The 13,673-nt window shown below is 44.2% G+C and carries 10 protein-coding genes; 6 read left to right on the forward strand and 4 right to left on the reverse strand.

The window, feature by feature from the left end; translation table 11 throughout:
* Nucleotides 1-203: 203 nt before the first annotated feature.
* Genes AC1DP6_RS27930 through AC1DP6_RS27945 form a run of 4 tightly spaced genes read right to left on the reverse strand, consistent with a single transcriptional unit; the run spans nucleotide 204 to nucleotide 6,923 of the window.
* A complete protein-coding gene (locus AC1DP6_RS27930; protein ID WP_477057814.1) occupies nucleotides 204-3,755 on the reverse strand; it encodes an efflux RND transporter permease subunit in 3,552 nt (1,183 codons plus the stop codon).
* A gap of 29 nt (nucleotides 3,756-3,784) precedes the next feature.
* Nucleotides 3,785-4,909, reverse strand: coding sequence for an efflux RND transporter periplasmic adaptor subunit (locus AC1DP6_RS27935; protein ID WP_477057815.1), 1,125 nt, complete (start codon nucleotides 4,907-4,909; stop codon nucleotides 3,785-3,787).
* A 36-nt stretch (nucleotides 4,910-4,945) separates the two neighbouring features.
* Complete coding sequence (locus tag AC1DP6_RS27940; RefSeq protein ID WP_477057816.1) at nucleotides 4,946-6,307, reverse strand: TolC family protein; 1,362 nt, start codon at nucleotides 6,305-6,307, stop codon at nucleotides 4,946-4,948.
* A gap of 4 nt (nucleotides 6,308-6,311) precedes the next feature.
* Nucleotides 6,312-6,923, reverse strand: coding sequence for a TetR/AcrR family transcriptional regulator (locus tag AC1DP6_RS27945; RefSeq protein ID WP_477057817.1), 612 nt, complete (start codon nucleotides 6,921-6,923; stop codon nucleotides 6,312-6,314).
* 243 nt (nucleotides 6,924-7,166) lie between these two features.
* On the opposite strand from AC1DP6_RS27945, the gene AC1DP6_RS27950 reads away from it, so the two are divergent.
* From AC1DP6_RS27950 to AC1DP6_RS27975, 6 genes are all read left to right on the forward strand, one after another.
* Nucleotides 7,167-7,775, forward strand: coding sequence for a DUF502 domain-containing protein (locus AC1DP6_RS27950; RefSeq protein ID WP_441576402.1), 609 nt, complete (start codon nucleotides 7,167-7,169; stop codon nucleotides 7,773-7,775).
* Nucleotides 7,776-7,932: 157 nt separating this feature from the next.
* A complete protein-coding gene (locus AC1DP6_RS27955) occupies nucleotides 7,933-8,868 on the forward strand; it encodes a zinc dependent phospholipase C family protein (protein WP_477057818.1) in 936 nt (311 codons plus the stop codon).
* A gap of 152 nt (nucleotides 8,869-9,020) precedes the next feature.
* Nucleotides 9,021-10,130, forward strand: a complete 1,110-nt coding sequence (gene serC, locus AC1DP6_RS27960) for a 3-phosphoserine/phosphohydroxythreonine transaminase (protein WP_477057819.1) — start codon at nucleotides 9,021-9,023, stop codon at nucleotides 10,128-10,130.
* 137 nt (nucleotides 10,131-10,267) lie between these two features.
* Nucleotides 10,268-11,512: a DUF1015 domain-containing protein gene (locus AC1DP6_RS27965; RefSeq protein WP_477057820.1), complete on the forward strand. Its 1,245-nt coding sequence runs from the start codon at nucleotides 10,268-10,270 to the stop codon at nucleotides 11,510-11,512.
* A gap of 64 nt (nucleotides 11,513-11,576) precedes the next feature.
* Complete coding sequence (locus AC1DP6_RS27970; RefSeq protein ID WP_477057821.1) at nucleotides 11,577-12,410, forward strand: lysostaphin resistance A-like protein; 834 nt, start codon at nucleotides 11,577-11,579, stop codon at nucleotides 12,408-12,410.
* Nucleotides 12,411-12,508: 98 nt separating this feature from the next.
* Nucleotides 12,509-13,582 carry a tetratricopeptide repeat protein gene (locus AC1DP6_RS27975; protein ID WP_477023498.1) on the forward strand — a complete coding sequence of 358 codons (1,074 nt, stop codon included), beginning with the start codon at nucleotides 12,509-12,511 and terminating at the stop codon, nucleotides 13,580-13,582.
* The last annotated feature ends 91 nt before the right edge of the window (nucleotides 13,583-13,673 follow it).

Below are 13,673 nucleotides of genomic sequence, written 5' to 3' on the forward strand. Positions count from 1 at the left end.
GGCTGTATATGGCTAGTAACGTGTAACTGTCTGAAGGGTCAAAAGTAATAAAGGCTATTCAAATGCCACTCATTCCAAATGTTAAAATTTGTTAATGGAATAAAAAAAAACCAATTCGACTACAATATACAAAAAAAATCCGTCCCGAAGAATCGGGACGGAGACTGTTAACCTACAACTGTTACACTGTATTGAAAAAAAACTTAATTAACGGAGATTCCACCCACTTTCTTCCCATTCACCGGCTCTTCTTCTACTTCTGGTTCCGGAAAGAAATCATATGGCTTGGCAGACAAATATTTAGGATCGTGTAACATCCTTACGTCTGACCGTTTCATGAATATTTTTATAAATAACACCAGGAATGGCACGTACTTCAGCCACCGTGGCATGTTATACTTATCCAATACATCTATAGAACGCTTGTTCATGGCATACATGACCGGTACCATAATCAGTGTCAGGAAAGTGGCAAACACCAACCCGAATACCATAGTCCAGGCCAAAGGACCCCAGAACGCTACGTTATCTCCCCCAAAGAAAATATGTGGTTTGAACTCACTGAACAATGACGCAAAGTCAATGTTAAAGCCCACTGCCAGCGGAATAAGACCCAATATCGCAGCAATGGCAGTTAAGACGACCGGCGTCATACGGGTTTTACCTGCTTCCACTACCGCCTCATTTACCGGCATCTTTTGCTGAATCAGCAGATCCGTGAATTCCACCAGTACGATACCATTACGCACCACGATACCCGCCAGCGCCATAATACCCACCCCGGTCATTACAATGGAAATACTCATCTTAAAGATGGAGAAACCCAGGAATACCCCAATGATGCTGAACAGGATTTCCATTAAGATGATCATTGGACGGCCAATAGAGTTAAACTGGGTTACCATGATCATCAGGATCAGGCCAAATGCGCCCAGCATCGCCATCAACAGGAAGTTCATGGTTTCCAGCTGGTCTTCCTGCTCTCCGGTCATTTTAATCAATACCGAAGAAGGATGCGTGAAGTCATGCAAGGATGTTTCGATGTGCTGCACTACCTCGTTGGCATTGAAACCCGTTAATACGTTGGAATAGAGCGTAATAACACGTTTCTGATCTATACGTTTGATACCTGCATAAGTATTGGAATAATGAATGTCCGCTACCGCTGACAATGGCACCTGGCGAATAGCCCCGCCCATATTCATATCCCTGTATACCAGGTTAAGGTTCATCAGGTTGTTGATATTATTCCGTTGAGCCTCATTTAATCTTACCATGATCTTATACTCATCTTTCGCATCACGGATCTTGGAAGCTTCCGCACCAAACAAGGCGGTACGGAGAGTTCCTCCAATCTGCTTAGTGGAGATCCCTTCTGCGTTGGCTCTTTCACGGTCGATGTTCACCACTATTTCCGGCTTGTTATCTTCGAAATCACTTTTCAGTTCTTCCACCCCACCAATCTGTAAGGAGTCGAGGTAACGTTTAAGTCTGAACGAAGTATTGGTTAACTCATCGAAGTTATCACCGGTGATTTCGATATTCACTGGTTTACCTGTTGGCGGACCGCCCTGCTCCTGCTCTACCGTGATATTGGCACCCGGTATCCCTTTCACAGCGTCCCTGATTTTGTCAAGATACTGTACGGTAGACTGATTATTTCTGGCGCCAAATTCCACGAAGGCAACAGTTACTTTACCTTTTTGTGGTTGTACACTAAGATCCATCTGTGAAGGATCACCGGCACCTTTGGCCACATTGGAGATAATGGATTCCACGATGGGGTTCTTCGTTCCTACTACTTTGGTAATGCGGTTTTCCACAATCTTGGTAATAGAATCCGTGTATTTCTGATCAGTACCGTTCGGCAATTCTATGTATGTGTATATGAAGTTAGGATCTGCCTGCGGGAAGAATACCACCTTCGGATTTCGTATAGCCGTTAGCACGATACTGAAAAACAACAGACCGAAAGCAGCTATCACAATCCACACAGGACGCCATCCCAGCAGGCACCACTTCAGGATAATTTTATAGCGCTCCTGCACTTTAGGCCAGAAACCATGTTGGAAGCGACGTGCCACGCCACCTAACCAGAAGCGTTCCAGCAAAATGACCAGGTAAAGGAAGATCACAAAGTTCCCTACACCCACGCTGCCATTGGCATATCCGATGAGCGCAAATACCGCAAACACAGCGGAGAGAATCGTGAATTTCTTATCGAACTTCGGCTTGGGATGATTCTCCCCTTCATGCCGGTCCATAAAATCAACAGCAAAAACGGGGTTGATAATATAAGCTACGATCAGTGAAGCACCCAATGTGGTAATGAGCGTTACCGGTAAGTAAAACATGAATTTACCGATGATGCCAGGCCAGAAAAGTAAAGGAACGAAAGGCGCCAATACTGTAAGCGTACCCGAGAATACCGGTAGGAAGACCTCTCCCGCAGCTATCTTGGCCGCCTTCACAATACCCAGGTCTTTTCGCTCATTATATATCCGGTGTACGTTTTCTATCACCACAATGGCATCATCCACCACAATACCCAATGCCAGCAGGAAAGAGAACAGCACCATCATATTCAGCGTAAAGCCGTACGTGGGCATCAGCAGAAATGCGATGAACATGGAGATAGGTACCGACAGTGCCACGAAGATCGCATTCACTGCTCCCATGAAGAACATGAGGATAAGGGTTACCAGCAGGAAGCCGATGATGATGGTATTAATCAGATCGTGCAAGGTTACACGGGTAGATTTAGACTGATCTGCGGTGATGGTTACGTTCAGATTTTTAGGGAAATAATTTTCCTGCATATCTTTCGTAATTGCCTGTATCTTATCGGATGCATCGATCAGGTTTTTACCACTCTGTTTGATCACGTTCAGCGTGATTACATTCTTACCTGCCAAACGGGCGTAGCTTTCCTGCTCCAGGAAGCCATCCACTACATTGGCAATATCCCTGAGATATACAGTAGCACCTGACTGTCCGCGTACAACGATATTACCAATCCGTGCAGGATCTTTATATTCTCCTTTTACACTGAGGGTACGTTTCTGACCATCCATTGCCACTAAACCGCCGGAGATGGTAATGTTTTCACCCTGTATGGCGAGAATGATATCATCGAAACTGATTTTGGCCGCATCCATTTTGTATTTGTCCACGTTGATCTGGATCTCACGTTCCAGTTCACCCACCAGGTCTACACGGGTAATTTCATTGAGTGCCTCAATACGGTCTTTCATATCATCTGCATACTTTTTCAGAGTTTGCAGGTCGAAGTCACCGGAAAGGTTTACGTTCATGATAGGAATCTGCGACACATCGATTTTTACGATCTGTGGTTCCTGTGTAAGGTTCGTTGGCAAATCCTTTTTAGCATCGTCCACTTTTTCACGCACCCGTTGACGGGCAGCTTCAATATCTTCATTGGCATTGAACTCGATGGTGATCGCAGAGAAATCCTGCATGGATGTACTCTTGATTTTTTTCACACCGGAGATGCCGTTCAACTGCTTTTCAATAGGTTTCGTCACCGTTGTTTCCATATCTTCCGGAGAAGTACCGGCATTGATGGTATTGATATAGAATTGCGGGAACACTACTTCCGGAAATTGTTCCTTCGGCAGACTATTATAGGAAAGAATACCTGCGAGCGCAATGATAATAGTGGCCACATAAATGCTCACCTTATTATCAATGGCCCAACTGGTAGGCTTAAATTCTTTATTGAGATTATCTTGCATACACTTGATTTTAGCTGTTTGAAGCAGCTTTATAATTTAATCAGGTCGTTATCGTTCAGCCCCTGAAAACCTGTAGTGATGATTTTATCACCTTTACCCAAACCAGTTTTTATTTCCGCCCGGTCATTATAAGTGCGGCCCAGTTCAATTGTTTTACGCTGTGCTACCAGTTTACCGTTAGCATTTTGTGCAACAATTACATAAGGTTTGCCTAAAGTATATTGGATCACGCTTACGGGGATTACTACTGCATTTTTAGCGGTGTAATCTACGATCCTGATGTGTGCAATCATGTTAGGACGCAGGCCGTTATCCGGTTTCAGCGGCACTTCAATTTTAATGGTGCGGCTCAGCGGATCGATGGTTCTGGAAGCGAAGCTGATGTTGCTGCGTATTTCGCGGTTAATATCCGGGAATGCAATCACTACAGGGTCGCCTGTTTTCAGCAGGCCTGCATATGCTTCTGCCACGTTAGCAGTAATCTTCAGGTTATTGGCGTTTACTACGCGGAAGGCCGGGTTGCCCGGTGCAGCGTTATCACCTACTTTGGCGATCACAGCATCCACTGTACCACTGATGGGTGCAATGATGCGGGTTTGTGATTGCTGATCCTGCAGGGTAGCCATTTTCCTTTCCAGTCCTTCTTTCTGATTTTTGGCGTTCAGGTATTGTACTTCAGATCCTATTTTCTGCGACCACAAATTCTTTTGTTTTTCAAACAGGGTGTTGGCCAGTTCCATCTGTGTGCGGAGTTCTGCCATGTTAGCTTTCAACACCTGGTCATCTACCTGGGCCAATGTTTGTCCCTGGCTTACAGCTTGTCCTTCTTTTACAGAAATGCTGGTGATCACGCCTGGTACACGGGCGGAAACGTTCACGTTTTCGCGGGCGTCTACGCTACCTTGTACATCAATATAATGCTCGAATAAAGTATCAGTTACTTCAGTAACGGTGACATCTTTCATTTTCTGCACAGAATCTGTTTTGCCTACTTCTTTTTCAAGTGCAGCAATTTTCTTGTCGATGTCTTCATTGTATTTTACTTTTTCCTGTTTCAACTGCTGCAGCTGTTCCGTTTTATTTCCGCCACCACCGCCGCAGGCAGCCAGTACGAGTGTGATGAAGGGGATCAGGAAAGAATATCTTTTGGTCATGGTATTAGTAGTGAATGGTGATTGAAATAATTGAGCTTATAGTTTGCCGTATGATTTCAGCAGATCTATTTTAGCAACGATCGCATTGAACAAAGCAGTGAAATAATTATTTTGTGCAGTGAGCAGATCATTTTCAGCAGTCGTCATTTCCAGGCTGGAACCTACGCCCTCCCTGTATTTGATCTGGGTGGTATGATATACATCCTGCGCCAGTCCCATATTTTTTTCCTGTGCTTCCAGGGTGAGTACGTTGTTACGGAAAGTAGAGGCCGACTGTTCTCTTTCCAGGTCTATTCCCAACTTGGCATTTTCAATAGCCACTTCACTTTTCTTTACGGTCAGCCATGCCTGATCTACCTGGCGCTTACGCTGCAAGCCGGTAAAGATGGGCACGGAGAGATTGAGTCCTGTATTTACGTAACCATACCACATCGGGCTCTGAAAGTAATCGAATTTATCACTACCCCTGAGTGCACCGGTAGATGCGAACAGTTGCAGTGATGGCAAACCTTTCATCTTATATCTTTTCAGATCATATTCATTCGCCGTCTTCTGTGTTTCCAGCAACTGGTATTCGATACGTTGGGAGTAATCGAATTTATCCATGTCGAGTACATCTTCCACAATTTTTTGAGTAGACAGTGTATCCTTCAAAATAATAGCCTGCTTAAGTGGCATTCCCATCTGGTATTTCAGAGAGGCGATACCTAATTCAATCAGGTTACGGAGTTTGGTTTGTTCTGTCTGCAGATTGGTGTATTGCACTACGAGACGATCTACATCCAGTTTTTCCGCCAACCCGTTTTTATAAATCTCTTTGGTTTCACCAAGGATTTTTTCCAGTGAGTTAACATTTTCAGTAAGAATGGTCAATGCTTTGTTGGCAGAGAGTACATTGTAGTATGCTTTATATACCTCTGACTTTACATCAATCTGGCTTTTTGTAACGCCTTGTGACACCAGTACTTCCAGTGTTTTCCGGGCCTGCAATGCTACCAGTACGCTGGGATCAAAGAGTGTTTGCGTAAGCTTTACTTCTCCCAGCATATTGTGTTTGAGCTGGAATGATACGGCAGTAAAGGAATCAACGGGAGAACCAAAGTTTTTGGCATTGAACATTTGTTTCTGTACCATTGGATTATACTGATAAGAACCCGTTCCTGCGATATTAGGCAACGCCAAACCACTGATCTCTTTATTTTTAGCCAGCTGTATCAGTTCATCCAGTTTGGCAGTTTTCACGGAGCTCTGATTAGCCAGCGCGTAGTCTACCGCTTCTTTGGCAGACAGGCTGATTGGCTCGGTGAGATTCTGCTGTTGCTGGGCCCTGACGTTGATGGCCACTGACAGCAGCCACACCATAAAAGCCATACTGGTGAGCCTTTTGATTGATAGCATAGTATTATTTATTTTGCGATAGTTGTTTATATTCTTCAATAAGCTGATATCCTTTCAGAGAAGCCACACCGTACAAAAAATTCTCGAGCAATACTCTCTGTACTTTATTCATATCATATCCACCCGGGAAGAGCTCCGGTTTAAAACAGATCATACAGGCGTGAATGCGGTAATGTGTTAATATTCTGATGTCGATATCCGGCCGGTATAATTCTTCGCTGATGCCTCTTTCCATATTTTCCCGGATCAGGGTAGCAAGCGTGTTATTCTGATACTCCTCGAAAACCTGGAAAGCTTTTGTATGAAATTTATGGAGATCCAGCATAATGACGGGATTCATATTGCGCAGCCGGCGATCTATCATATCCATTACCAGGAAAAGCTCTTCGATAGCATCCCTGGATTTTTGGCGATCTGCCAGGCATTCTTCATTTACCACTTCTATGAACCGGCTGATGGTCTGAGTGACCATATCATCCTTATCGGTGAAGTGGGCATACAATGTTTTCTTAGAGATACCCATTCTTTCAGCGATATCATCCATGGTAATTGAGCGGGTACCAAATTGACGAAATAGGCTGAAAGCCGTGTCCATAATACGTTCCTGTGCTTCCATAGTTTTACAGCAATAACCCTGTTGTTATGCACAACAAAACTATGGAAACTTTCCAAACTTCCAAAGTTTCCAGTAATTATTTTTTATATGTGGCAACATTCAATAATAAACTGATATTATAAAGGTTAACAGTTAAAAACTTAGCAGGAAATGATTGGGAGGGGGTGTGATATGATTGCGCGGATGCATGGCTTTTATACTTTCCGCGCATTATTGACTAATTTGCGCTTCTAATTATGAACCATGTCGCCAAAGCTTAGATTTAAAGTATTTGCATCGAGACTGTTGCGTTACTTCTTTCAGGGACTGCTCATACTGGCGCCCATTGGGATTACGGCGCTTACACTGTACTGGGCGTTTGTTACCATAGATAATATCATTCCTAAAGAGTTAATTCCGGAAGGCGCTTCTTTTAGTTTTCTGAAATATAAAGGGGTAGGATTCGCGGCGGTATTGCTGTTGATCATTGGAGTAGGTTATCTCAGTTCTTCTTTTATCATAGGGCGGATTTTTGACTTGTTTGATCATCTGCTGGAGCGGACACCGTTTATCAAGTACATCTATACTTCTATCAAGGATGTGTTTGATGCGTTTGTAGGTGAGAAGAAAAAATTTGATCATCCGGTGCTGGTACAGATTTACGGAGTAGATGTTTGGGAGATGGGATTCATTACGCAGGCGGATGTAAGCAATTTCGGTTTGGAGGGATATATGGCAGTATATGTGCCGCACGCCTATGCTATTACCGGCAAAGTGTTTATGGTGCCTAAAGACAGGGTGAAAGCGCTGACAAATGTATCTGCCGGAGAGGCGATGAAATTTGCCGTAAGCGGTGGCGTAACAAATATTTAATACGCGTTGCCGGCGGATGATAAATGGTTTTTCCGGTTGGAAAAAATCTGGTTATCCGTCGGTTTGAAAAAGCGAAAATGGCTATATTCGTCTTCCCAAAAAATATAGCCATATGTTAACCCACGCCTACATACGTATTTCCGTATTATTTGTTGTAATGTTATTATCATGTGCAGAAGCCCGTGCCTGGGGATTCTTTGCGCATCAGCGAATCAACCGGCTGGCAGTATTTTGTTTGCCGCCGGAAATGATGATATTGTACAAGCCGCAGCTGGAGTACATTACCGTGCACGCCACGGATCCGGATAAGCGCCGCTATGCGGTAGCTGCAGAAGGGGCCCGGCATTTCATCGATATTGATTTATTTGACAAACCTCCGTATGATCATATTCCCCGTAACTGGACAGATGCTGTGTCACGTTATACGGCAGATTCGCTGAACCGGAATGGCATATTGCCGTGGCATCTGGAAAAGATGATGGCGATGCTCACCAAAGCTTTCCGGGAAAAAGACCAGCAGCGCATTTTGCGATTATCGGCTGAGTTGGGGCACTATATTGCGGATGCGCATGTGCCGCTGCATGTCTGCTCCAATCATAACGGTCAGTTTACCGGTCAGCAGGGAATTCATGGTTTGTGGGAGTCGCGCATTCCTGAGTTACTGGCTGATAAGGAGTTTGATTACTGGGCCGGCAAAGCGGAATATATTCCGGAGCCGCGCAAGTTTATCTGGGACATTATCCGGGTAAGCGGAATGGAGGCAGACACAGTGCTGTTATACGAAAAACGATTAAGTGAACAATTTTCTCCGGGCCGTCGTTTCGCTTATGAAAACCGAAATGGGTTGTTAGTACGTACTTACGCCGATGACTATACGAAAGCTTATTATCTTTCCATGGGAGACATGGTAGAAAGGAGAATGAAAAATGCCATTGCAGGAGTAGCCGCCGCCTGGTATACTGCGTGGGTAAATGCAGGGCAGCCATCTTTACGGGAGCTGACGCATACAACCCTTACTACGGACGAGTTACAGGAGGTGGAAAAGCTGCAACAGCAATGGCTGGAGGGTAAGCTACGGGTAAGGGAAGAGTAAACCGGTTAAAATATTTAGGGTAATACTTAATAATTAGAAAAGAAATTTTATCTTTGCCCATACCATCTTTTAGCCTATCCTACACCACGCACCTTAGGTTTTAAAATACCCGTGCCGTTTTTTTTCCGTTTCCTTAGAAAAACCAAAACAAAGTGGAAAGATCAAAAAATGAATTTAATCTGAATCGCAACATGAAGGTGCATAATTTTAACGCAGGTCCTTCTGTATTACCCAACGAGGTATTGTACAAGGCCAGTAAAGCTCTGATTGACTTTGAAGGGTCAGGGATGTCTATACTGGAAATTGGCCACAGAACACAACCGTTTGTAGCGGTGATGGACGAGGCGCGCAACCTGGTGAGGGAACTGATGCAGCTTGATGACGACTTTGAAGTACTTTTTTTACATGGCGGAGCCACCACGCAGTTTATGCAGGTGCCAATGAACCTGCTGGAAAGCAGTGAAACGGCCGCTTATGTAGATACCGGAGTATGGTCTAATAAGGCTATCAAAGAAGCAAAATTGTTTGGCTTCGCCGACGTCGTGGCGAGCTCCAAAGAAAGCAACTACAATCACATTCCCAAGCAGTTTACCATCCCGCCCCAGGCTAGTTATCTGCACATTACCACTAACAATACCATCTATGGTACACAGTGGCATATGACACCTGTTACCGATGTTCCCCTGGTAGCAGATATGAGCAGTGACATTATGAGCCGCAGCATGGACTTCAACAAGTACTCGCTGATCTATGCAGGTGTACAGAAAAACATGGGCGCCGCCGGTGCTACCATGGTGGCCATACGCAAAAGCATATTGGGCAAGGTATCGCGCAAAATACCCGCTATACTCGACTACAGGAACCATATAGAAAATGGCTCCATGCTGAATACACCTCCTGTTTTTGCAGTATACATTTCTATGCTGACACTCCGCTGGTTAAAAGAACAGGGAGGTATTCCTGCCATTGAAAAAATCAATGATAAGAAAGCAGCATTACTCTACGATGAAATTGACCACAACCCGCTGTTCCGCGGCACAGTGGTAAAGGAAGACCGTAGTAAAATGAACGCCTGCTTTATTATGGATAAACCTGAAATGGAGGATGAGTTCCTGAAATTCTGTAAAAAAGAAGACATTGTAGGTATCAAAGGACACCGTCTCTCCGGCGGATTCCGCGTATCTATGTATAACGCCCTGCCTTACGAGAGTGTAGAAGTGATGGTAGAAGCCATGAAATACTTCTCCCTGAAGAAGGCGTAAAAATTTTTACATACCTGATAATTACGGAGCTGCGGATAGATCATCTCACTGATGTCTGGCTGCAGCTCCGTAATTCGTTAATGATTATTCATTGTTTTTTATTATTATATTTACTCCTCACTCATACATCATTCATCATGGCTATTATCAGACCCTTTAACGGATTAAGGCCAACAGAAGAATTGGCAGCAAAAGTAGCATCAAGGCCCTACGACGTACTCAGCTCGGAAGAGGCAAAAGCTGCGGCATCCGGTAACCCTTATTCATATTATCATGTTTCTAAATCCGAAATCGATCTGCCGGAAGGGATAGATACCCACAGCCAGCAGGTGTACGACAAAGCAGCAGAAAACCTGCATCGCCTCGTAACTGAAGGCGTACTTTTCCTGGAAGCACAGCCGGCTTATTACATCTATAAACTGGTCATGAACGGCCGCGCACAAACAGGGCTGGTATGCGTATCTTCCATTGCCGATTACAATAACGGCATCATCAAAAAACATGAGTTTACACGCCCGGACAAAGAACTGGACCGTATTAACCATATTAAAACCACCAAAGCGCAAACCGGCAACGTATTCCTGGCATATAATGATGTGCCGGAAATCAATGCCCTGGTAGATCACTGGCAGGAACATAATAAGCCGGTGTACGACTTCACCGCAGAAGATGGGATCCAACATACCATATGGGTGATCAACACGCCTGCGACCGTAGCTGATATCACTTCCCTGTTTGCAGAAAAAGTGCCCTGCACTTATATCGCAGACGGTCATCATCGCGCCGCCTCTGCCAGCCTGGTGCAAAAAGAGCTGGAAGCAGCCGGAAAAATTACATCCGTAGAAAATCCAATCAACTATTTCCTGACCACCATATTCCCCGCCAGCCAGCTGGCCATACTGGATTATAACCGTGTGGTAAAAGACCTGAACGGCCTTAGCAAAGAAGCGTTGTTATCGCGGCTGGACTATGACTTTACAGTAGAAGAAATTGGTCATTTGCCACAACAACCTTCCATGCTGCATGAATTCAGTATGTACCTCGATGGCAGATGGTATCGCCTGGTAGCCAAAGAAGGAACCTATACTACTGATCCCATCGGCATCCTGGACGTGACCATTCTTTCCAACAATGTGCTCGATAAATTGCTCGGCATCAAAGACCAGCGCACCGATAAACGCATTGACTTTGTAGGCGGCATCCGTGGATTAGGTGAACTGGTAAAACGTGTTGACAGTGGCGAAATGAAAGTGGCGTTTGCATTGTTCCCGGTGACTATTCAACAGCTGTTTGATATTGCCGACAGCGGAAACGTAATGCCACCCAAGAGTACCTGGTTTGAACCCAAGCTGAGAGATGGGTTGATTACACATATCATTTAATATCTTTATAGCCCCTGCTTATCCCGGCAGGGGCATTTTTTATTCACCTATATCGCCATTACCTATGTCTGTTGTACAGCAACCTGATCTCCTGAAAGATGATTTTGAGTTGACCGTAACTCCTTATCCTTCCATGAAACAAGCATTTGTCTTTGGCGGTGCGCTCTTTTTCGCCAGCCTGGCGCTTTTTTTATTTTTTGCTAATTATGCCTCTTTCCTACTTTTGGCATTAGTACGCCCCGCATATTTGCTGAATGTAATGCTACCCGTTGCGCTGTTAGCCTTATACCTGTATAACCAACAAAAAAAGCGGAACGAGCCCCCACTCTCTTTAAGTATTCCCCAGGGAAATAATTTATGGATGTTGCTACTGATGGTGCCGGCTTTATATGTAATTGTGGCGATTCTAAAATATTTTCTTGAAACCAGTCCATTCGACTGGATGGGGTATGGATACTCCCGACGTCATCCGCTGATCTATTGCGTGATATTCATATTCCTTCTTCCAGCCCTGCAGGAATACGTTTTCCGGGGAATCATTCTGAATGGGTTATTAAAAAGATATCCTGTCAATAAAGCTCTGGGAGCCATTACGCTGATAGCTGCGCTTCCCTATATTTATCCTACGTCCATACTACTTTACCTGCCTATCTCCCTTTTCCTGGGCTGGCTTTATTACAGATCCCGTAGCCTGATCTTTACTTTTATCTCTAATGCCATGCTCAGTCTTATTTCTTTGCTCCTTAGTATGGGCGAAAAAGATAATTTGAATATACTGGGCGAGTTAACGAGGGTGGCAGGCTTCCTGCCGGTGATAGCCATGGCTGTCATTATTTTCGGGGTAACGATTATTTTCTTCAATAAAGACATCATTGATTCAAATAAACAAATAAATTAATATAAAAGCTATCTTTCCCCTACCTCGCCTGCTCATCGATTGATCCGTGGGACATTACCCCATTTTCCTTACTTTTACAACAAACGAACAGACAAGGAATGAACAAACGGTCATCTTTATTGAAAGCTTTTATAGTTGCAGGAGTTTTATTTTCACAGGTAGTGGTTGCACAGGATGCCAAAGAGTTGTACAATACAGCTTCCGGCTTCATTCGCAGTGGAGACTATTCTAATGCCATCCTGGTGTTGAACCAGGCTTTACAATTAGAGCCGGATAATTATGAATATAAAAAACAGCTGGCTTTTACGTTCTACCTGAAAGGTGACCTTGTTAAAGCGAAAAGTGTAGTTGAGCCGTTACTGAACCACCGGGATGTGGATGTACAGGCTTTCCAGATTGCCGGTAATATCTATGTAGGCAGGGAAGAATGGAAAACCGCTCAGCGTATGTATGAGCGGGCACTTAAAAAGTTTCCTAACAGTGGTGAGTTATACAACGACAACGGCACGCTGCTGATGAACTTTAAAATGTACGATGGCGCATTACGCAGCTGGATCAAAGGCATTGAACAGGATCCTGCATTTCCAGGCAACTACTACAATGCCACCAAAACATATGATTTCAGTAACAACCCTTTGTGGTGCATATTATACGGCGAAACCTTCATGAATATGGAAAGTTTTACCACCCGCACGGCTGAAATAAGGAACATTGTGCTGGAATCTTATAAGAAATTATTCAATGACCCTTCGCTGTTTGATGCCATGCTGCCAGATGATAAAAAGGGCAAAAAAAGCAACGCTGACTTCGTAGAAGCTTACAAAACGAGTATGGGCAAGCAGATGAGTGTGGTAACAGGAGGAATAGACCCGGAAGTACTGGTAATGGTACGCACCCGTTTTCTGCTGGATTGGTTTAGCTTTTATGGCATGAAATATCCTTTTGCCCTCTTCGATTTTCAACGCAACCTGTTGCGGGAGGGGATGTTTGAATCTTACAACCAGTGGCTCTTTGGCCCTGCGGCCAACCAGGCCGGTTATAAAGCATGGATAGGATTACATAAACAGGACTATGATGCATTCCTGAACTACCAACGTAACAATCCTTTAAAGCCAAGACCAGACGAATATTATAACGACGGAAGGTTTACGCTGATAAATTCGGGATATTAGTATTTAGACATTTTTTGATTTATAGATTTAGTCATTTAGTTGCTGTAGCAACTGAATGACTAAATCCGTAAATTGTAAATCTCAAATTCTG

The sequence above is a fragment of the Chitinophaga sp. 01L420 genome, assembly GCF_056399985.1.

What these genes read in the sequence shown, in the direction of transcription:
- AC1DP6_RS27930 (WP_477057814.1), bottom strand. Translation starts at nt 3,755, where the DNA reads ATGCAAGATAATCTCAATAAAGAATTTAAGCCTACCAGTTGGGCCATT.
- AC1DP6_RS27975 (WP_477023498.1), top strand. Translation starts at nt 12,509, where the DNA reads ATGAACAAACGGTCATCTTTATTGAAAGCTTTTATAGTTGCAGGAGTT.
- AC1DP6_RS27970 (WP_477057821.1), top strand. Translation starts at nt 11,577, where the DNA reads ATGTCTGTTGTACAGCAACCTGATCTCCTGAAAGATGATTTTGAGTTG.
- AC1DP6_RS27935 (WP_477057815.1), bottom strand. Translation starts at nt 4,909, where the DNA reads ATGACCAAAAGATATTCTTTCCTGATCCCCTTCATCACACTCGTACTG.
- AC1DP6_RS27945 (WP_477057817.1), bottom strand. Translation starts at nt 6,923, where the DNA reads ATGGAAGCACAGGAACGTATTATGGACACGGCTTTCAGCCTATTTCGT.
- AC1DP6_RS27950 (WP_441576402.1), top strand. Translation starts at nt 7,167, where the DNA reads ATGTCGCCAAAGCTTAGATTTAAAGTATTTGCATCGAGACTGTTGCGT.
- AC1DP6_RS27965 (WP_477057820.1), top strand. Translation starts at nt 10,268, where the DNA reads ATGGCTATTATCAGACCCTTTAACGGATTAAGGCCAACAGAAGAATTG.
- AC1DP6_RS27940 (WP_477057816.1), bottom strand. Translation starts at nt 6,307, where the DNA reads ATGCTATCAATCAAAAGGCTCACCAGTATGGCTTTTATGGTGTGGCTG.
- AC1DP6_RS27955 (WP_477057818.1), top strand. Translation starts at nt 7,933, where the DNA reads ATGTTATTATCATGTGCAGAAGCCCGTGCCTGGGGATTCTTTGCGCAT.